The organism is Neisseria dentiae, assembly GCF_014055005.1.
In the GTDB taxonomy this organism is placed as follows: Bacteria; Pseudomonadota; Gammaproteobacteria; order Burkholderiales; family Neisseriaceae; genus Neisseria; species Neisseria dentiae.
The window spans coordinates 1,723,011-1,742,655 of the sequence record NZ_CP059570.1; the positions used below are offsets into that span (position 1 = coordinate 1,723,011).

Consider the following 19,645-nt stretch of genomic DNA (forward strand, 5'->3'; position numbering starts at 1 on the left):
AACATGAAAGATTTGGATAAAACCGATTTCAAGATTTTGAAGCTGTTGCAGCAAAACGCCCGCATTCCGATGACCGAGCTGGCCGAAAAAGTGGGCCTATCCACCACGCCCGTAACCGAGCGCGTGCGCCGCCTCGAACGCGAAAACATCATCAGCGGCTACCACGCACGCCTCAACCCGCACGCGTTGGGGCAAAGCCTGCTGATATTCGTGGAAATCAAACTGCGCTCCAAATCGGGCAATATTTTTGAAGACTTCCGCCGCGAAGTGTCGAAAATCCCGCAGATTCTCGAATGCCATTTGGTTTCGGGCGAATACGACTATCTAATCAAACTGCGCCTGCCCGATATGTCGGCCTACCGCGATATGCTCGGCAATATCCTGCTGCAACTGCCCGCAGCGGCAGAAAGCCGCAGTTATGTGGTGATGGAAGAAGTGAAAGAAGAAATGCTGCTGGATTTGGGTTAAACGCAAACCGTTTGCCCGTCATATTTTTCATGAAACGAATAATCTGCTTTGAGGCTGAAGCCTTTGCCCCCAGATGCGGATACAGTTCAAGACGCAGCAGCGCAGCGGGCGCAGACATAACATGGAGTTAGGCAAGCAGGCGGGCAGCACCCTAAAAGGGCATAAACACACAACGCAGAAATGCGCCGCAGATGGGGGGTTTACAAAGGCAGCAGGCCGTCTGAAAAGTTTTCAGACGGCCTGCAAACCTAACGGCAACATTCAAACAAAATTCAGGCGAAATCGCCCCATAATGCCTGCGCTGCGGCGATGGCGGCCAGCGCGGCGGTTTCGGTGCGCAAAACGCGCGGCCCGAGTTTGACCGATTCGAAACCGGCATCAAACGCCGACTGCTCTTCCGCCGCCGTCCAACCGCCTTCGGGGCCGGCCATCAAAACAATACCCTGCGGATCAGGCTTGATGCTGTTCAAACTGCGTGCCCGGTTAAGGCTCATCAGCAGGCGCGAACCCTCGGGCAAACCTGCCAAGGCTTCGCGGTAAGGCAACAGCGGCAGCACTTTCGGCACCACGTTGCGCCCGCTTTGCTCGCAGGCCGACACCACAATATCCTGCCAACGCGCCGAACGCTTGTCGGCCCGCTCGCCGCTCAAACGCACCACGCAACGCTCGCTCAACACCGGCCTGATTTCGGCAACGCCCAATTCCACACTTTTTTGCAGGGTGAAATCCATACGCTCGCCGCTGGAAACGGCCTGCACCAGCGTAATACGCAGCGGCGATTCGTTGTCCGCCCCTTCTTCGCGCAAAATCTCGGCCTGCGCGCGGCGCTTTTCCAAAAGTGCCAAACGGGCGGGATAAGCCTTGCCGTTGCCGTTAAACAGCACGATTTCTTCATGCGCGCGCGTGCGCAGCACATTCAGGTGGCGCACCACATTATCGGGCAAATCAAGCAGTTGGCCGGAAGACAAGGTATCGGAGACGTAAAAGCGTGGCATTCTGTTGGTATCGTCGGCTGAAAAAAGTTAATATTGTCGTTTTCAGGCCGAAATAGCAAGCATTTAATATTTAAGGATACATCGTGTTAAACAGACTGCATATGCTGGTGCGTGAAGTGGCGCAAACCGAAGTGATGCCCCGTTTTCTCGACGTGGGCATCAGCCGCAAAGCCGACGGTTCGCTGCTGACCGAAGCCGATTTGGCCGCACAGGCGGCATTTGCAGCCAAACTGCCCGAAATTATCGACTGCCCCATGCTGGGCGAAGAAATGACCGCGCAACGCCAAACCGAGCTGTGGCGGCACAACGGGCAAGGATTATGGGTGGTCGACCCCATCGACGGCACCAACAACTTCATCAACGGCCTGCCGCATTTCGCTTTGTCGTGCGCCTTTATCCGCAACGGCCGCCCGCAACTGGGCGTGATTTACAACCCTGTAAGCGACGAATGCTTTTACGCCGAACGCGGCGGCGGCGCTTTTCTCAACGGCCGCCCGCTGCCGCTGCGCAATGTGGGTAAACAGCTGCACGAAGCCATCGCCGGCGTGGAAATCAAATACCTGCGCTCGGGCAAACTTTCCAGCCGCATGAACACCTTGGCTCCGTTCGGCAGCATACGCAGCATGGGCAGCAGCACGCTGGATTGGTGCTATCTGGCTTCGGGCCGCTATGATATTTATGTGCACGGCGGCCAAAAGTTATGGGACTACGCCGCCGGCGCGCTGATTTTTGAAGAAGCCGGCGGCAAACTGGCCACTCTGGAAGGCGACGACTTTTGGAGCGGCGAGCATGTGTTCAAGCGTTCGGTGATTGCGGGTTTGCAGGATGAATTGTTTACAAAATGGCTGAAATGGATACGCGAAAACCAATAACGCCGCCCTGCCCCGCGCACGGCCTGCAAACGGCCCTTAACAAGCCGTCTGAATAAACCGCATACAACACAAAAACTTCCTGAAAATTATATTCAAAACGGTTATGCCGTTTGCAAACAAACAACAATGAACGTAAATTATGAAAATAATTGCACAGATTAACGCCATTTAAAGCTAACTGGTTTAGAATGCAAACCGCTGGCACCGCTAACGCCTTTTCTCTCCCTTGAGGCGGGTGCCGGTAAGACGTTTTCCCGCAATGTATTGGCCATTCATACTTCTCCCTTGGTATGAATGGTTTTTTTTATCTGCAAAATACCGCCCTGCCGTTTTTTACGCTTGAATTGTCAAACCAAGCGCAACGTTTTTCGAAACAGCACCTCATAAGCACATTTCCACCCCAAACATTTTCTGGGGCGAAGGTTGATTTTGTCGGTAACCGCTTGAATCTGCGCTGCGCTGTATTGGCCCAAGTCCTGACGCTTGGGAAAATACTGACGCAGCAAACCGTTGGTGTTTTCATTGCTGCCCCGCTGCCACGGCTGGCCAGGCTCCGGAAAATAAAACGGTACCTGCAATTCGTCACTCAGCTGTGCATGCGAGGCAAACTCCTTACCCCTGTCCGGCGTAATCGAGCGCAATGGCATATCACGCAGTACGTCGAGCATTCCTGCTTTGAGCGCTTGTGCATTTTTCTTGGGCAGCCAAACCGTCATCAAATACCGGCTTTTGCGTTCCACCAGGGTTAACAAGACCGCTCCTCCTTGTTTGCCGGCTACGGTATCCGCTTCCCAATGGCCAAAGCGCGAACGGTTGTGTGCCGAAACCGGGCGTTTTGCCAATGGATGGCTGATGGCGATTTTGCCCCGTTTCTCCACCTCTGCAGACTTGCGCCGCCGTTTGCCTTTGTGGCGCAGATGCCATCGGGCTTGTTGCCCGTCCCGATCCAGGCGACCTTGTCGGATGGCGCGGTAAATGGTGGCATAGCTCACACTGAGGGCACTGTTTTCCTGTTTCATGCGCGCCTCAATCTGCTCGGGTGACCATTGCCGGTCCAGCAGCATTTCCTGTACGCAGGCCAAGCGAAGTGTACAGGCGAACTTGGGTTTGGGACGGCAACGGGTTCGCCGTTGCCGATAGTGTTCTTCTGCCTCGCAGGCACTGTATGGCCGGGCAGCTGCATTGCGCCGCAACTCGCGTGAAATGGTGGATTTGTTGCGGTTAAGCACCCGTGCCATGTGGCTGATGCTGACGCCTTGGTTGAGCATCAGCATGATACTTTCGCGCTCCAATGGTGTAAGATGCCGGTAGGTGTTCATAAAGCCTCCTTGTATGCTTTTTGTGTGGTAACAAAATCATACTGCTTTATGGGCACCTCTTCGCATTTGTTGCACTTAGATTGTCAATTCAAGCGGTTAAAGCCGTCTGAAACACCCAACCGTCGTCATACTCGGGCTTGACCCGAGTATCTTCTATTTTATTTCTTTCGAAACAATGAGATGCTCGGGTCAAGCCCGGGCATGACGTAAGGGCTTTTAAATATCGACTAATTTTGCACAGGCCTCAGGCCGTCTGAAAGCTTTGTAAAAAAGTTTGGTTGCCGCGCCAAAACCGCCCGAATTTTCCCCGCCGCCACAACCGCTTGTGCTATGATTCACGCCGTTTATCAACCCTGTTTTTGAAGGACAAAACTATGTCTTGGTCGGCAGCAGACAGCGCTTCGCTTTACGGTATCCGCCATTGGGGCGACCGCTATTTTTCGGTGGGTGAAAACGGCCACGTGATGGTGCGGCCGAACGACCAAAGCAGCGCAGAAGTCGATTTATACGGCTTGGTGGCGCAACTCAACGAACGCGGGCAGGATTTGCCCATGCTGTTCCGCTTTCCCGATATCCTGCAAGACCGCGTGGCGCGGCTGTGCGCGGCGTTCAACCGCTCCATACGCAAAAACAGTTATCAGGGCAGATACACGGCGATTTATCCGATTAAGGTCAACCAACAGGAAAGCGTGGTTAAAAACATCATCGTGCCGAAAAACAACGAGGTTTCCATCGGTCTCGAAGCCGGCTCCAAACCCGAGCTGATGATTGTTTTGGCGTTCGCCCCCAAAGGCGGCACCATCGTGTGCAACGGCTACAAAGACCGCGATTTCATCCGCCTGGCGCTGATGGGGCAACGGCTCGGCCACCAAGTGTTTATCGTGATCGAAAAAGAATCCGAAGTGGATTTGGTGATTCAAGAATCAAAAAACCTCGGCATCAAAGCCAATATCGGCCTGCGCGTGCGCCTCTCTTCGCTCTCGTCGGGCAAATGGGCCGACACCGGCGGCGAAAAAGGCAAATTCGGCCTTTCCGCCGCGCAACTGATTTCCGCCGTGGAAAAACTCACCGCCGCCGATCTGGCCGACACGGTCAAGCTGATGCACTTTCACATGGGTTCGCAGATTTCCAACATCGCCGACTACCGCATGGGCTTCAAAGAGGCTGTGCGCTATTTCGCCGAACTGCGCGGCCTGGGGCTGCCGATCGAGTATGTCGATGTGGGCGGCGGCCTCGGCGTGGACTACGACGGCACGCACTCGCGCAACGCCAGCTCCATCAACTACGACATGGGCGAATATTCGCACACCATCGTTTCGATGCTGGCCGAATACTGCAACGAACACAACGTGCCGCACCCGCATATTTTTTCGGAATCCGGCCGCGCCATGACCGCGCATCACGCCGTGTTGGTGATGAACGTTACCGATGTCGAACGCCTGCCCGAACAGATTCCCGCAATCACCGACGAAGAAAACCTTTCTTTCGCCACCAAAAAGCTGATTGCCTATCTCGACATCAACGACAGCGAAATGGTTACCGAAACCTATTACCGCATCGGCCACTATCTCACCGAAGTAACCGATCTTTATCTTGAAGGCAAAGTGCCGCTGAAAGAAAAAGCGCTGGCCGAGCAGCTCCACGCCGTATTGTGCCGCCGTCTGAAAAACCAGCTTCAGGCCGGGCGGCGCTCGCAGCGCCAGGTTTACGACGACTTAACCGACAAGCTGGCCGACAAATATTTCTGCAACTTCAGCGTGTTCCAAAGCCTGCCCGACACTTGGGCCATCGGCCAGGTGCTGCCCGTTATGCCGCTGCACCGCCTTAACGAGCGCCCTACCCGCCGCGCCGTGTTGCAGGATTTAACCTGCGATTCAGACGGCAAAATCAGCCAGTATGTCGATCAGCAAAGCATCGAATCCAGCATGAGCGTGCACGATTTAATCCCCGGCGAACCGTATGTTTTGGGCGTGTTTATGGTGGGCGCGTATCAGGAAATCCTCGGCGATATGCACAACCTTTTCGGCGACACCGATTCGGTGAACGTTTATGTGCGCAACGACGGCAGCATCGAATTCGCCGGCATGGAAGAGCACGACACCATCGAAGATATGCTGCATTATGTGCACCTTTCCACCAACGAAGTGATCAACAAATTCGAAGAAAAAACCCGCTGGGCGCAACTGAAGGCCGCCGAACGCAAGCTCTACACCGCCGAATTTCTGCACGCGCTCAAACAAAGCAGCTATCTGAGCACCGAAACGGAAGACGAAGCCTGATATACCGGCAAATGCTTTTCAGACGGCCTGAGACCTTTGCAAAATTCCTTCCGGCGTCTTAAAACCTCTGCGTCATGCTCGGGCTTGACCCGAGCATCTTTTTGTTTCAAAAGAAATAACAGATACCCGGGGCAAGCCCGGGTATGACGAAACATAAATAAATTCAGGATTAAAACGTATTTTTGCAGAGATCTCGGCCTGAAGGCAGTTTTGCAAAGATTTCATGCCGAGGCCTTTGCAAAATTAAAAAACCATCTTTCCCGTCATTCCCGCGTAGGTGGGAATCCAGTCGTTTTTTTCATAAGTTATTGAAATAAAATACTTGATAATTTTAAGGCTGGATTCCCGCCTACGCGGGAATGACGGAATCTAAGCATTTCAGACGGCCTCAAGGTATTTTTGCAAAGGTCTCAGGCCGTCTGAAATACTTAAATTCCGGGCATAACGGAACTGTTTAAAACGCCTGCGCCGCAAAAAATCCCGACCGTTCGATAACGGTCGGGATTTTCTCTATCGGCATTCTGCCTACTGTTTGCCGGTTTCCACCTGCACCAGCGGCACATCGGCAGCTTCGGCCTCCGCAACTTTCGGCACGTCGGCACGGCGCAGGGCGCGGGTTTCGGGCTGCACCCAGGTTGCGGCGGCGGCCAGCGCGTCGGCGCGGGTTTGCACCAGCACCAAACCGCCCAAGTCTTGGCCGTCTGAAACGGTTTGCGCAACGGTTACGGTTTCCACCGCAGCAACGGCAACTTCTTCCGCCGGCTGCGGTTTTGCCGCAGCGTCTTCTCCGGCGGCATGGCTCGCGCCCAACACATTGCTGACGGCCTGTTCCGCATTCGATACCGCCGATTCGATTACTGCCTGTTCAGACGGCATCACCGCCTCGGTATCATCGGACTCGATGGCGAACAACACCGGTTCGGCTCCGGTGCCTTCCGCTGCCTGTTCCGCAACGGCGGCAGGTTCGATTTCCTGCACGGGCACCACCACAACCAAAGGTTCGTCGGCAGCAGCAACAGCCGCCACTCCGGCATCGGCAGCCAGCGGTGCGGCAACGGCGATGGCAACGGGGGTTTCTTCCGCTCCGCCGTACACGTGCGCCACGGCGAAACGCACCTTGTTGGCCGCTTCTTCGATGCTCAGATATTGCTCGATTTTGGCGGCGGAAGGGATATTGCGCTTTTTGCTGTTGTTGCGGCGGTCGCGTTGGTCGCGCTGGCGGTTGCGGTCGCGCTCGCGGCGGTTGCCCTGGCCGTCGCCGCGTGCTTCAGGCTGCACGGCTTCCGCAGTTACTTCCGCTTCGGTTTCGGGCAGGTTTTCCGCTTCCAAAGCTGCTACGGCGGCAACCGGTGCGGCGGCGGCTTTTTCGCTGCGGTTACGGCGGCGGTTATCGCTGCGCTGCTCGTTGCGGGTTTCTTTTTGGGTTTCTTTTTCTGCCGCTTTCTCAACCGGTTTGCTTTCTTCGGCGGGGTTGCGGGCGGCATCGTTCCGGTTTTGGCGGTTGCGGCCGTTATCATCTTGGTTGCGGCGGCTGCGTTGGGCGCGGTTGCCGTTGTCGCCTTCCCTGCTCTCGGCCAAACCTGCAACGGCGGTTTCTTTGGTTTCTTGAACCTCGTCGTCCTGCCGTTTGGGGTTCGGATTGCGGCGCGGGGTTTGGCGGCGGTTGCTTGCGGCCGGGCGGCGGTTGCCCTGGCGGTTGCCGCTGCCGCGTGCGGCAGATTTTTCGGCCTCCGGCACTTTTTCAGGATCGGGCGAACCGCCGAACACTTTGCCCAGCCACGATTTGAAACCGCTCCACCAACCGGCCGATGCGGCGGCAGGTTCGGCCGCTGTGGGCGCGGGTTGGGTGTGTTTCACGCCTTTAACGGCGGGTTCGGGGCGGGCGGCTTTGGCACGTTCGCTGCCGAAGGGTTTGTCGCTTTCGTTTGCTTCGGGCACTTCCACGCGCTTGTAGCTCGGCTCGGCGTTTTCGTCCACATCGTCGGTGCGCACGCGGGTGATTTCGTAATGCGGGTTTTCAAGATGGGTGTTGGGAATCAGGAATACGGAAACGTCCAAACGCTCTTCCAAACCGAACAGCTCGGCGCGTTTTTCGTTGAGCAGGAAGGTGGCCACGTCCACCGGCACTTGCGCGTGCACTTCGCCGGTGTTGTCTTTCATGGCTTCTTCCTGAATGATGCGCAAAACGTGCAGGGCGGTGGATTCGATGCTGCGGATCACGCCGGTGCCGGCGCAGCGCGGGCAGGCGATGTGGCTGCTTTCGCCCAATGCGGGTTTCAGGCGCTGGCGCGAGAGTTCGAGCAGGCCGAAGCGGGAAAGTTTACCCATCTGCACGCGGGCGCGGTCTTTTTTCAGCGCGTCGCGCAGCACGTTTTCAACGTCGCGCTGGTGCTTGGGATTTTCCATGTCGATGAAGTCGATCACCACCAAACCGCCCAAGTCGCGCAGGCGCATTTGGCGGGCAACTTCTTCGGCAGCTTCCATATTGGTTTTGAAGGCAGTGTCTTCGATGTCAGCGCCGCGGGTGGCGCGGGCGGAGTTGACGTCGATGGAAACGAGGGCTTCGGTATGGTCGATCACGATGGCGCCGCCGGAGGGCAGGCTCACGCTGCGGGCAAACGCGCTCTCGATTTGGTGTTCGATTTGGAAGCGGGAAAACAGCGGCGTGTGGTCTTGGTAGAGTTTCAGACGGCCTACGTTGTTGGGCATCACATAACTCATAAACTCGCTGATTTGCTCGTGCACTTCTTGGTTGTCGACCAGTATTTCGCCGATGTCGGGGCGGTAGTAGTCGCGGATGGCGCGGATGAGCAGCGAGCTTTCCATAAACAGCAGGTAAGGCTCGTTGTGGGCTTTGCCGGCTTCTTCGATGGCCTGCCACAATTGTTGCAGGTAGTTGAAATCCCATTGTAGCTCTTCGACGCTGCGGCCGATGCCGGCGGTGCGGGCGATCAGGCTCATGCCGCGCGGCACTTCCAGCTCGGCCATCGCGGCTTTCAGTTCTTGCCGCTCTTCGCCTTCGATACGGCGCGACACGCCGCCGCCGCGCGGGTTGTTGGGCATCAGCACGAGATAGCGGCCGGCCAGGCTGATGAAGGTGGTGAGCGCCGCGCCTTTGTTGCCGCGCTCGTCTTTTTCCACCTGCACGATAACCTGCATGCCCTCTTTGAGCACGTCTTGGATGCGCGCGCGACCGCCTTCGTAGTCTTGGAAATAGGATCGGGAAACTTCTTTGAACGGGAGAAAACCGTGGCGGTCGGTGCCGTAATCGACGAAACACGCTTCCAGCGACGGTTCGATGCGGGTAATCACACCCTTATAGATATTGCCTTTGCGCTGTTCTTTTCCCAGCGTTTCGATGTCGAGGTCGAGCAGCGTCTGCCCGTCGACAATCGCCACGCGCAGCTCTTCGGCCTGCGTGGCATTAAACAACATACGTTTCATAACAACCTCGTTTCATGCACCCACGAGGCGTGTAATCAGTATTCAACGCTTGTCAGCCGCCAATGGTCAGGCCGTCTGAAACGGCGTGTGGGGCTGGTCTTGAACGAGAAGGGAGATAAAGATCATGCGGCACGGATGCGCCTGCCTGGCGGCGGCGTCTTTCCATGCTGCTAGCCTGCCGGCACGCCCTCGGGCGGCCGGCAAACCGGTAAATACGAGCCGTCTTCTTCATTGCTGTCCGGCGCGGCGGAAATCCTGCGGCGGCGCGTTGTTGTCATGCGTCTTACGCTTGCTGGCGCTTTGCCGGAAAAGGTTAAACTTAATTACGTCTTCACCCGCCCGGCTTTGAGGCAGATGAAGGAAATGCTTTGTGGCGTGCTTTTTTCAGATAAAATGTTCGATTCACAATAACAGGCGGTTTCGGTTTGCCGTTTGCAAACCTTGGCGCCGCATCTGTTTCAGACGGCCTTTATTTCTTCTTAAACCGTCTTAAAACAGTAACGGGATTATAGAGAAAATGCCTGCAATTAGCAAAGACTTGGTTAACCACATCAGCATTACCGAAGCCGATGCCGGCGCGCGGCTCGATAACTTCTTAATCAAAATCCTCAAGGGCGTGCCCAAGAGCCATATCCACCGTATTATCCGCGCGGGCGAAGTGCGCCTGAACAAAAAGCGTGCCAAGCCGGCCGACCGCTTGAACGAGGGCGACGTGGTGCGCATTCCGCCCGTGCGCACGGCCGAAAAGCAGAGGCCGTCTGAAAACAACGCCGCGCCCGCGCGCGAGTTTGAGATTGTGTATGAAGACGACGCCATGCTGGTCATCAACAAACCTGCCGGGGTGGCGGTGCACGGCGGCAGCGGCGTGAGCTTCGGCGTGATCGAGCAAATCCGCCGCGCGCGCCCCGAAGCCAAATATCTCGAACTTGTCCACCGCCTCGACAAAGACACCAGCGGCCTGTTGATGGTTGCCAAAAAACGCAGCGCGCTGGTGAAGCTGCACGAAGCCATCCGCAACGACCACCCGAAAAAAATCTATCTGACGCTGGGGGCGGGCCGTCTGAAAGAAAACCGCGTTCATGTGAAGCTGCCGCTTTTCAAATACACCGGTGCGTCGGGCGAAAAAATGGTGCGCGTGAGTGAAGACGGCCAATCGGCGCACACCGTTTTGCGGGTGTTAAACCGTTTTTCAGACGGCCTGCTGCACAGCGTCGGCCTGTCGGATTTAACCTTAACGGAAGCCACACTGAAAACCGGCCGCACCCACCAGATCAGGGTGCATATGCAGTCGCAAAACTGCCCGATTGCGGGCGACGAGCGCTACGGTGACTATCAGGCCAACAAACGCCTGCAAAAACTCGGCCTGAAACGGATGTTTCTGCACGCGGCCGAGCTGCATCTGAACCACCCGCTCACGGGCGAACCGCTGCATCTGAAGGCACCGCTGCCGCAGGATTTGGCGCAGTTTTTGTTGGTGTTGGAAAGCCAAAGAGGCGATGCTGCTGTTTTAGACAGCCAACCAATCTAAGAAAAATTTTGCGCGTTATACCCGGGCTTGACCCGGGTATTTTTGGGCTTTAGAAATTTGTTAAGAAAGTGAGATACTCAGGTCAGGCCAGAGCATGACGCAAGTGTTTTAGGTGCCTAAAAGAATTTTGCAAAGGTCTCGGGCAGGGTGTTTGTAATTTTATCGGCCGAAAACTTTGCAGAAATAGCTCAAGGCCGTCTGAAATGCTTCAATACCGTCATCAACTCTTACAAAATATCGAGGCCGTCTGAAATATTTTTTTCAGACGGCCTCATACATCCGCTCAAGCCGGATTAATCTTCATACGCTTCCAGCGGCGGGCAGGAGCAAACCAGATTCTTGTCGCCGAACACATCATCCACGCGGTTGACGCTCGGCCAGAATTTGTGTTCGCGCACATAGGGCAGCGGGAACACGGCGGTTTCGCGGCTGTAGGCGCGGTTCCATTCGCCGGCCACGTCGGCGGCGGTGTGCGGCGCGTTCACCAGCGGGTTGTCGTCTTTCGGCCATTCGCCGTTCTGCACTTTCAGCACTTCCTGCTTGATGGCTTTGAGGGCGGCGATGAAGCGGTCGAGTTCGGCCTTGCTCTCGCTCTCGGTCGGCTCGATCATCAGCGTGCCGGGCACGGGGAACGACACGGTGGGGGCGTGGAAGCCGTAGTCCATCAGGCGTTTGGCGATGTCGGTTTCGGTGATGCCGCTCTCGGCTTTCAGCGGGCGCAAATCGACGATGCACTCGTGCGCCACGCGGCCGTTTTTGCCGGTGTAGAGAATCGGGTAATCCTCGCCCAGTTTTTTCGCCACATAGTTGGCGTTCAGCAATGCCCATTGGGTGGCCTGCTCCATGCCCTGTTTGCCCATCAGGGTGATGTACATCCAGGTAATCGGCAGAATGCTGGCCGAGCCGTAGGGCGCGGCGGAAACGGCGCTCATGCCCTCGGTTGCGCCTTCGACGGGCGTTACCGCGTGGCTGGGCGCAAACGGGGCGAGGTGGGCTTTCAGGCCGATGGGGCCCATACCGGGGCCGCCGCCGCCGTGCGGGATGCAGAAGGTTTTGTGCAGGTTCATGTGCAGCACGTCGGCACCCACTTCGGCGGGCTGCATGATGCCGATTTGGGCGTTCATGTTGGCGCCGTCCATATAAACCTGGCCGCCGTGGTCGTGGATGATTTGGCAGATGTCGCGAATACCCTCTTCATACACGCCGTGGGTGGAGGGATAGGTAATCATCAGCGCGCCCAAGCGGTCTTGATGCTCGGCGGCTTTGGCTTTGAGGTCTTCGATATCGACGTTGCCTTTTTCGTCGGTTTTCACCACCACCACTTTCATGCCCAGCATCTGCGCGGTGGCGGGGTTGGTGCCGTGGGCGGATTGGGGAATCAGGCACACGTCGCGGTCGGGTTGGCCGTTGGCTTCGTGGAAGCGGCGGATAGACAACAGGCCGGTGTATTCGCCCTGCGCGCCGGAGTTGGGCTGAATCGAAATCGCGTCGAAGCCGGTGATGGCTTTGAGCTGCTCCTGCAAATCGCGCAACAGTTGCTGATAACCCTGCACTTGCTCGGCGGGGGCGAACGGGTGGATGTTGGCGAATTCGGGCCAGGTAACCGGCAGCATCTCGGCGGTGGCGTTGAGTTTCATGGTGCAGCTGCCCAGCGAAATCATGCTGCGGTTCATCGCCAGATCGCGGTCTTCCAGTTTTTTCAGGTAGCGCAGCATTTCGTGTTCGGTGTGGTAGCGGTTGAACACTTCGTGGGTGAGAATCTCATCGCTGCGCAACAGGTTTTCCGGCAGGCATTGCGGTGCTTCGGCGGGCAGCGTGAGCGTGGATTGGCCGGTAAACAGCATATGCAGCACGGCCAAATCTTCGCGGCTGCTCTCTTCGTGGAAGGCGGCGGCCAGCACGTTGTCGCTCACGCGGCGCAGATTGAAGCCGGCGTTTAAGGCGTTGCGGTAGATTTCGTCGGCTTTGGCCTTGCTGCCGCAATCCACCGCCACGGTGTCGAAAAACACTCCGTGCACCACTTTGAGGCCGTCCGAACCTTTCAGCGATCGGGCGAACGCGGCGGCCAGCGCGTGGATGCGTTTGGCGATGCGCTTCACGCCTTCGGGGCCGTGGTAAACGGCATACATACCGGCCAGATTGGCCAGCAGCGCCTGCGCGGTGCAGATGTTGGAAGTGGCTTTTTCGCGGCGGATGTGCTGCTCGCGGGTGGAGAGCGCCATGCGCAGCGCGGGTTTGCCCGCCGCGTCTTTCGATACGCCGATGATGCGGCCGGGGGCGGAGCGTTTGTATTCGTCTTTAAACGCGAAATAAGCCGCGTGCGGGCCGCCGAAGCCCATCGGTACGCCGAAACGCTGGGTGTTGCCCAATGCAATATCCGCGCCGAGTTCGGCGGGAGACTTCAACAACACCAAGCTCATCACGTCGGCGGCCACCGCCACAATCGTGCCTTTTTCTTTCAGACGGCCGATAACTTCCTGCAAATCAACCACGTCGCCGTCTTTGCCGACGTATTGGAACAGCGCGCCGAAGAAATCGCCTTCCGAGGCCGTCTGAAAACCGCCCACCACCAGCTCGAAGCCGAAATATTTGGCGCGGGTCTGCATCACGTCCAGCGTTTGCGGATACACGCGCTCATCCACAAAGAAACGGTTGCTTTTCACTTTGCTCACGCGCTTGGCCATGGCCATCGCTTCGGCGGCGGCGGTGGCTTCGTCGAGCAGCGAGGCGCCGGCGGTATCAAAGCCGGTTAAATCCAAACACACTTGTTGGAAATTGAGCAGCGCCTGCAAGCGGCCTTGTGCGATTTCGGCCTGATACGGCGTGTAGGCGGTGTACCAGCCGGGGTTTTCCAGCACATTGCGCAGAATCACGTTCGGCAGGCGGGTCGGATAATAGCCCAGGCCGATGTAGCTTTTGTTCACTTTGTTGCGCGCGGCAACCGCTTTTATTTTCGCCAGCGCGTCGGCTTCGGTGAGCGCCTCGGGCAGATTCAGCGCACCGGGCATGCGGATACTTTGCGGCACGGTGTTGCCGATAAAGCCCGCCATATCTTTTTCGCCCAACTCGGAGAGCAGCGCGGCTTCGTCGTTGAAGCTGATGTGGCGGGAGGCGAATTCGTTGTTATCAAACAATTCGTTGAAATTCATGGATTTTCCTTTGTATGCGTAAAAAAGCGGCCTGCGCGCGGCCTGCCGTTTGAAACGGGGGTAATTTTAAACGCTTTTGCGGGTTTGATGGGGTTTTCTTTCAAGCGGTTCAAACAGGCATTTGCCGCCGCCCTGCCGGAATGCGGCTTTACAGGTTGGTGCCCAACGCCACCATTTCCGCCCCTTCCGGCGACACCTTCAGATAGCCGCCGCTGCCGCCGTACCAATCGGGCAGCACGTAGCGTTTCACCGTGCGGCCGTTAAAGCCGTGTTCGTGCACTGCCGGCCGGTGGGTGTGGCCGTGGATAAGCGCCTCGGTTTGCGGGTGGTGGTTTAAGGCCGTCTGAACGCCTTGTTCGGTTACGTCGGAAACGGGCGTATGCCCCATCGCCTGTTTTTTCTCTTTGCTGGCGGCGCGGATTTTGGCGGCGATTTTGCGGCGGCGGCTTTGCGGCAGGGCGAGCAGCAGTTTTCGCAGCCACGGATTGCGGATAATGCGGCGGAAACGTTGGTAAGACACATCATCGGTGCACATTTCGTCGCCGTGGCTGATCAAATAATGCGTGCCGTAAAGTTCGATTTCGCGGATGTCGGGCAAAAGCGTTATCCCCGCCCGTTCGGCATAATCTTGGCCGAGCAGGAAATCGCGGTTGCCGCAAATGAAATACACCGGCGCGGTGCGGCCGAATGTTTTTAACGCGGCGGCGGTTTCAACGGCGGTGTTGCTGAGAATATCGTCGCCCAGCCACACTTCAAACAAATCGCCGAGTATATACAGCGCATCCGCCCCGCCCTGCTGCGCCTGCAAAAATTGCAGAAACAGGCGGTTGAGCGCAGGGGTGTCGTCAGACAGATGCAAATCGGCGATAAACAGGGTTTGCGGCATGGCTGGGCGTTGATATGGTTATTTCAGACGGCATCATAACGGATTTGCGCCGCTATATAAAACCCGCCGTTTACAGCGGGTTCACCTATTGCCGATACAGGTCGGCAAGGCGCAGCAATGCCGCGGCGGCACTCAAGCGGATTCGCTATGCAGCAAATCGGCCATCATGCGCTCATAAACCGCCGAGAGCTTGGGAATATCTTCCAGCAGCACGTTTTCGTTTATCTGGTGGATGGTGGCGTTGCTGGGGCCGAGTTCGATCAGCTCGGCGGCAACGGCTTTGATGAAGCGGCCGTCTGAAGTGCCGCCGCTGGTGGAAAGCCCGGCTTCGACGCCGCACACCTCTGCGATGGCGCGGCGGGCGGTATCGGTGAGTTTGCCCGCTTCGGTCAGAAACGGCTGGCCGGAACACGCCCACTCCAAGCTGTAATCCACGCCGTGTTTGTCGAGCACGGCGTGAACCCGCTGTTTCAAGCCTTCTTCGGTGGACTCGGTGGAAAAGCGGAAGTTGAATTTCACATTGAGCGTGCCGGGTATCACGTTGGTGGCGCCGGTGCCGCCGTTGATATTGGAAATCTGAAAGCCGGTGGGTGGGAAATATTCATTGCCCGCATCCCACTCGGTGGCGGCCAACTCGGCCAGCGCGGGCGCGAAAGTGTGCACGGGGTTGACCGCCAGATGCGGGTAGGCGATGTGCCCCTGTTTGCCTTTAACGGTTAAATTGCCCGAAAGCGAACCGCGCCGGCCGTTTTTGATGGTGTCGCCCAACACGTTGACGGCGGTGGGTTCGCCCACGATGCAATAATCTATCCGCTCGCCGCGCGCCTTGAGCGCATCCACCACTTTGGTGGTGCCGTCGAACGCGTCGCCTTCTTCGTCCGACGTAATCAGCAGCGCGATGCTGCCCGCATGATCGGGGTTGGCGGCCACGAAACGCTCGCAGGCGGTAACGAAACAGGCGATGCTGGTTTTCATATCGGCCGCCCCGCGCCCGAACAGTCTGCCCTCGCGCTCCGTCGGCTCGAACGGCGGCGAGTGCCACAGCTCCGCCGGCCCCGCAGGCACAACGTCGGTATGGCCGGCAAAACACAACACGGGCGCGCTGCCGCCGCGCCGCGCCCAAATGTTTTTGGTGTTGCCGAAGTGCATTTCTTCGATGGCGAAACCTATGTTTTTCAGGCGTTCGGCCAAAATCTGCTGGCAGTTTTTGTCGTCGGGCGTAACCGATGCCTGGGCAATCAGTTGTTTGGCAAGGTTCAGCGATGCGGTGTCGTTCATGGGGGTTCCTGTTTGTTTTTTCAGACGGCCTTTCTCAGGCGGCGGCTCTGCGGCAACGGTAAAGAAATAGAAACACTCGGGTCAAGCCCGAGTATGACGGCGGTTGTTTATCGGCGGTCGGGCATTCCGAACGGCCTAAACAACTTGCAAAGGTTTCAGGCCGTCTGAAAACCACGCCTGCAAAGCGGCAATCACGCTTACAGGGTAAACGTTACCCTGTCGCTGCGCAGCGCGCTGCCCAGTTCGCCTTCGATCAGGATTTTGGTTTGCAGGCAGATTTCGTCGCCGCCGAAAGCCAAGCCCACGCCTTTGGGGCGGTGGGCCGATGTGCGTGCGGGGTTGATCCACGCCACTTTGGTGCGCAGGAATTTTTTGCCGGGGTGGTCGGTGAGTTCCAAAGCCAGCAGCACTTCGTCGCCCAGCGAAAAAATATCGTCGGTGGGCACAAACAGGCCGCCGTGTTCGAGAAACGGCATATAGCTGTTGTAGAGTGCGGCTTTTTCGCGCAGTTGCAGGGCCATCATGCGGCCGGGCAGGTCTTGGGGGGCATTCATCATTGGTTTTCCCTTTTAATGTTCGGTTGTTATTTGTTTTGCCAGAATTCGAGATAATCGGTCAGCAAACTTTCGATCTGCATTTTAACACTCAGCGTGTGGTATCCGTAAGGGTTTAAGCGGTTCAGACGGCCTGTCAGTGCAAACAAAGCGGCAGGCGAAGTTTTCGCCCCCGTTTGCGCCGATGCCTGCGCGTGCTGCGGGTAATACAGCGGCGGCATATGCTGTTGCGCCAAACCCACATCGAGCAGCCATTTGTGCAGCCAGTCGAGAAAAACGGCCAGCGGCTGTTTGTGTTTGTCGAACTCGACGGCGTAGTCGAGTATCGCCAGCAGGCGCGGGGCGGCCAACAGCTCGAGCAGCGATTCGCGCAACTCGTCGAGTTCGGGCTGGTGCTCGAACAGGGGCGCGCCGCCGTGAAAGGCCAGCAGGTTTTCGGCATCGTCGGTTTCCTGCTGCCGCAAATACTGCAAGGCTTCTTCGTGCGAAGGCGGCGGCAGAACCATTTGGCGGCAGCGGCTTTTGATGGTGGGCAGCAGTTTGTCGCGCGCATGGGTAACCAGCAAAAACAGCACGTTTTCGGGCGGCTCTTCCAACACTTTCAGCAAGCCGTTGGCGGCTTGAAGGTTCATGCTTTCGGCCGGATGCACCAGCACGATGCGCCGCCCGCCGCGCACGGAAGTGAGGTGGATGTTGTCGACCACCTCGCGCACGGCGTCGATTTTAATCTGCAACAGCTTGCGCCCCACCGCTTCGCCGTCGGGGATTTCGGGCGTGAGTTCGTAAAAATCGGGATGGCTGTTTTGCGCAAACAGGTGGCACGAGGGGCAAACGCCGCACGGGCCGCCCGCCGCGTCGGGCCGCTCGCACAGCAGGGCTTGGGCGGCATGGCGGGCAAACGCGGTTTTGCCGGTGTTCTGCCTGCCGGTAAACAGCCAAGCGTTGGGCAGGTTGCGGCGGTGCCCGGCAAGCTGCCGCCATTGGGTTTGGTGCCACGGATAAATCATAAAGCAAAGCGCAAGAAAACGGCTGGAGGGGCAGCCATTATACAGGTTTCACACAGCCTTGATTCTGTTAAAATACGCCTGAATTCAAAAACCTTTTTTCAGACGGCCAGATTAATGAGGCCGTCTGAAAATCTTTCAACGGCCACACACCATGAACAACAACAAACCCGAAGTAACCCCCATCGAGCGCCCCGTGCTCACCCCGCCGGGCGGCCACAAAAAAGTGCTGCTGCATTCCTGCTGCGCCCCCTGCTCGGGCGAAGTGATGGAGGCCATGCTCGCCAGCGGCATCGACTACACCATTTTCTTCTACAACCCCAACATCCACCCGAAAAAAGAATACGAAATCCGCAAAAACGAAAATATCGCTTTTGCAAAAAAACACGGCATTCCCTTTATCGACGCCGATTACGATGTCGATAACTGGTTCGAGCGCGCCAAAGGCATGGAAATGGACCCCGAGCGCGGCCGCCGCTGCACCATGTGTTTCGATATGCGTTTCGAGCGCGCCGCCCTTTATGCCCACGAACACGGCTTCCCCGTACTCACCAGCTCACTGGGCATTTCGCGCTGGAAAAACATGAACCAAATCAACGACTGCGGCCACCGTGCTGCCGCGCCGTACGACGACGTGGTGTATTGGGATTTCAACTGGCGCAAAGGCGGCGGCAGTGCGCGCATGATCGAAATCAGCAAGCGCGAACATTTCTACCAGCAGGAATACTGCGGCTGCGCCTATTCGCTGCGCGACACCAACCACCACCGCAAATCGCAAGGCCGCCCACCAATTAAAATCGGCGTGAAGTATTACGGCGACGAAGAAGAAAACGGCTAGCCGGCAAGATTCAAACAGGCAGATATACGTCCGCAAGTTTTTGGACCGTCTGAAAATATGTTTCAGACGGTCCAAAAATCTTTTGCAGAATTCAAAAAACATCACCGAAAATTTATCTGCCGTCATACCCGGGTTTAGCCCGAGCATAACGAAACGGCTACCAAGCAATTGGTTTAACTATATAACCTACACCGCCCTATCCGTATAAAGCGGCACGCCCGAAGCGGCAGCTATATTGTCCGTATAAGCCTTCAATTTCGGCGGCAGCACCAGCCCGCGCACCGCCGTTAAATTGCGCAACAGCGGAAAAACGTGGATATCTTCCATGCTCAAACCTTCGCCGTTCAAATTATCCCCGCCCGCAACCTGCCGTTCCAAATCAGCCAAGTCGGTATGCAGGGTTTGCAGATATTCGCCGGTTTTCGCCAGATTTTCAGCAAAGCTGCCGATATTGGCTTCTTTTTTATGCACGAAATAATCAACCGCGCCCTGCGTGGCGAATTCCGGCAGCCCGATCGACACCATGCGCGGCTGCACCAGTTTGCTGATATAGGTGTTGGCCTTATCCAGCCAAGCCTGCACTTCGGGGCGGATTTCTTCTTTCAGACGGCCTTTATCCGCCAGATTGTCGATATAACGCACGATATCCAAGCTCTCGCCCATATATGAGCCATCGTCTTTTTGCAGTATCGGCACCTGCTTGGCGCCTATCATGCCGATGGGGGTGGATTCGTCGTCGTTCAACAACACAATTTCCTCCACCGCCAACCCGCGCAGGCCGAAAATCATACGGGCGCGCACGCAGAAGGGGCAATGGTCGTAAATATAGAGTTTCATGGCAGCCTCCTTGTTTGTTTGCTTGCAGACACCTTAGCACCAAAAGGCCGTCTGAAACAACCGTGCAGGCAGGGAACGTTGCAAAATTCAAAAATATCACCAAAAGGGGCCTTTGCAAAACCCATTGAAGCCGAGACCTTTGCAAAAATATTTTTAGGGTTGAATTGGTTTTTTTTGCAAAGGTCTCAGGCCGT

Annotated in this window: 14 protein-coding genes; 5 read left to right on the forward strand and 9 right to left on the reverse strand. The window is 56.8% G+C overall.

What is annotated here, in order from left to right:
- Positions 1-3 precede the first annotated feature (3 nt).
- Positions 4-468 (forward strand): Lrp/AsnC ligand binding domain-containing protein, encoded by a 465-nt coding sequence (locus tag H3L92_RS08185; RefSeq protein ID WP_085366349.1) that lies wholly within the window; start codon positions 4-6, stop codon positions 466-468.
- 272 nt (positions 469-740) lie between these two features.
- On the opposite strand, the gene H3L92_RS08190 is transcribed toward H3L92_RS08185, so the two are convergent.
- Positions 741-1,463, reverse strand: coding sequence for a 16S rRNA (uracil(1498)-N(3))-methyltransferase (locus H3L92_RS08190; protein WP_085366348.1), 723 nt, complete (start codon positions 1,461-1,463; stop codon positions 741-743).
- Between the two features lie 83 nt (positions 1,464-1,546).
- Here H3L92_RS08190 and H3L92_RS08195 point away from each other — a divergent pair, with 83 nt between their 5' ends.
- Positions 1,547-2,335: an inositol monophosphatase family protein gene (locus tag H3L92_RS08195; RefSeq protein ID WP_085366347.1), complete on the forward strand. Its 789-nt coding sequence runs from the start codon at positions 1,547-1,549 to the stop codon at positions 2,333-2,335.
- Between the two features lie 347 nt (positions 2,336-2,682).
- On the opposite strand, the gene H3L92_RS08200 is transcribed toward H3L92_RS08195, so the two are convergent.
- On the reverse strand, positions 2,683-3,654 hold the full coding sequence (locus tag H3L92_RS08200) for an IS30 family transposase (RefSeq protein WP_085366335.1): 972 nt from the start codon (positions 3,652-3,654) through the stop codon (positions 2,683-2,685).
- A gap of 374 nt (positions 3,655-4,028) precedes the next feature.
- On the opposite strand from H3L92_RS08200, the gene speA reads away from it, so the two are divergent.
- The gene (gene speA / locus H3L92_RS08205) at positions 4,029-5,933 is read left to right on the forward strand and encodes an arginine decarboxylase (RefSeq protein WP_085366353.1); all 1,905 of its coding nucleotides are present in this window, start codon (positions 4,029-4,031) and stop codon (positions 5,931-5,933) included.
- Between the two features lie 525 nt (positions 5,934-6,458).
- Here the strand turns inward: speA and H3L92_RS08210 are convergent.
- Positions 6,459-9,377 (reverse strand): Rne/Rng family ribonuclease, encoded by a 2,919-nt coding sequence (locus H3L92_RS08210; RefSeq protein WP_372338538.1) that lies wholly within the window; start codon positions 9,375-9,377, stop codon positions 6,459-6,461.
- Positions 9,378-9,894: 517 nt separating this feature from the next.
- Here H3L92_RS08210 and H3L92_RS08215 point away from each other — a divergent pair.
- Positions 9,895-10,905, forward strand: coding sequence for an RluA family pseudouridine synthase (locus H3L92_RS08215; protein WP_085367041.1), 1,011 nt, complete (start codon positions 9,895-9,897; stop codon positions 10,903-10,905).
- A 293-nt stretch (positions 10,906-11,198) separates the two neighbouring features.
- Here H3L92_RS08215 and gcvP read toward each other — a convergent pair whose 3' ends face one another.
- The 5 genes from gcvP to H3L92_RS08240 form a co-directional block, all read right to left on the reverse strand.
- Positions 11,199-14,054, reverse strand: a complete 2,856-nt coding sequence (gene gcvP, locus H3L92_RS08220) for an aminomethyl-transferring glycine dehydrogenase (RefSeq protein WP_085367042.1) — start codon at positions 14,052-14,054, stop codon at positions 11,199-11,201.
- A gap of 148 nt (positions 14,055-14,202) precedes the next feature.
- A complete protein-coding gene (locus H3L92_RS08225) occupies positions 14,203-14,940 on the reverse strand; it encodes a UDP-2,3-diacylglucosamine diphosphatase (RefSeq protein ID WP_085367043.1) in 738 nt (245 codons plus the stop codon).
- A 132-nt stretch (positions 14,941-15,072) separates the two neighbouring features.
- Positions 15,073-16,218 (reverse strand): succinyl-diaminopimelate desuccinylase, encoded by a 1,146-nt coding sequence (gene dapE, locus H3L92_RS08230; protein WP_085367044.1) that lies wholly within the window; start codon positions 16,216-16,218, stop codon positions 15,073-15,075.
- 197 nt (positions 16,219-16,415) lie between these two features.
- A complete protein-coding gene (locus H3L92_RS08235) occupies positions 16,416-16,775 on the reverse strand; it encodes a PilZ domain-containing protein (protein WP_085367045.1) in 360 nt (119 codons plus the stop codon).
- A 26-nt stretch (positions 16,776-16,801) separates the two neighbouring features.
- Positions 16,802-17,779 (reverse strand): DNA polymerase III subunit delta', encoded by a 978-nt coding sequence (locus H3L92_RS08240; RefSeq protein ID WP_085367046.1) that lies wholly within the window; start codon positions 17,777-17,779, stop codon positions 16,802-16,804.
- 151 nt (positions 17,780-17,930) lie between these two features.
- Here H3L92_RS08240 and H3L92_RS08245 point away from each other — a divergent pair, with 151 nt between their 5' ends.
- Entirely contained in the window at positions 17,931-18,614 is a 684-nt protein-coding gene (locus H3L92_RS08245; protein WP_085367047.1) for an epoxyqueuosine reductase QueH, read from the forward strand.
- A 186-nt stretch (positions 18,615-18,800) separates the two neighbouring features.
- Here the strand turns inward: H3L92_RS08245 and grxB are convergent, their stop codons facing one another.
- Positions 18,801-19,451: a glutaredoxin 2 gene (gene grxB / locus H3L92_RS08250; protein ID WP_085367048.1), complete on the reverse strand. Its 651-nt coding sequence runs from the start codon at positions 19,449-19,451 to the stop codon at positions 18,801-18,803.
- Positions 19,452-19,645: the final 194 nt, after the last annotated feature.

Bases quoted from the DNA above. Each gene is read 5' to 3' on its own strand.
- H3L92_RS08185 (WP_085366349.1), top strand. From the start codon at position 4: ATGAAAGATTTGGATAAAACCGATTTCAAGATTTTGAAGCTGTTGCAG.
- H3L92_RS08190 (WP_085366348.1), bottom strand. From the start codon at position 1,463: ATGCCACGCTTTTACGTCTCCGATACCTTGTCTTCCGGCCAACTGCTT.
- H3L92_RS08200 (WP_085366335.1), bottom strand. From the start codon at position 3,654: ATGAACACCTACCGGCATCTTACACCATTGGAGCGCGAAAGTATCATG.
- speA (WP_085366353.1), top strand. From the start codon at position 4,029: ATGTCTTGGTCGGCAGCAGACAGCGCTTCGCTTTACGGTATCCGCCAT.
- H3L92_RS08210 (WP_372338538.1), bottom strand. From the start codon at position 9,377: ATGAAACGTATGTTGTTTAATGCCACGCAGGCCGAAGAGCTGCGCGTG.
- H3L92_RS08215 (WP_085367041.1), top strand. From the start codon at position 9,895: ATGCCTGCAATTAGCAAAGACTTGGTTAACCACATCAGCATTACCGAA.
- gcvP (WP_085367042.1), bottom strand. From the start codon at position 14,054: ATGAATTTCAACGAATTGTTTGATAACAACGAATTCGCCTCCCGCCAC.
- H3L92_RS08225 (WP_085367043.1), bottom strand. From the start codon at position 14,940: ATGCCGCAAACCCTGTTTATCGCCGATTTGCATCTGTCTGACGACACC.
- dapE (WP_085367044.1), bottom strand. From the start codon at position 16,218: ATGAACGACACCGCATCGCTGAACCTTGCCAAACAACTGATTGCCCAG.
- H3L92_RS08235 (WP_085367045.1), bottom strand. From the start codon at position 16,775: ATGATGAATGCCCCCCAAGACCTGCCCGGCCGCATGATGGCCCTGCAA.
- H3L92_RS08240 (WP_085367046.1), bottom strand. From the start codon at position 17,779: ATGATTTATCCGTGGCACCAAACCCAATGGCGGCAGCTTGCCGGGCAC.
- H3L92_RS08245 (WP_085367047.1), top strand. From the start codon at position 17,931: ATGAACAACAACAAACCCGAAGTAACCCCCATCGAGCGCCCCGTGCTC.
- grxB (WP_085367048.1), bottom strand. From the start codon at position 19,451: ATGAAACTCTATATTTACGACCATTGCCCCTTCTGCGTGCGCGCCCGT.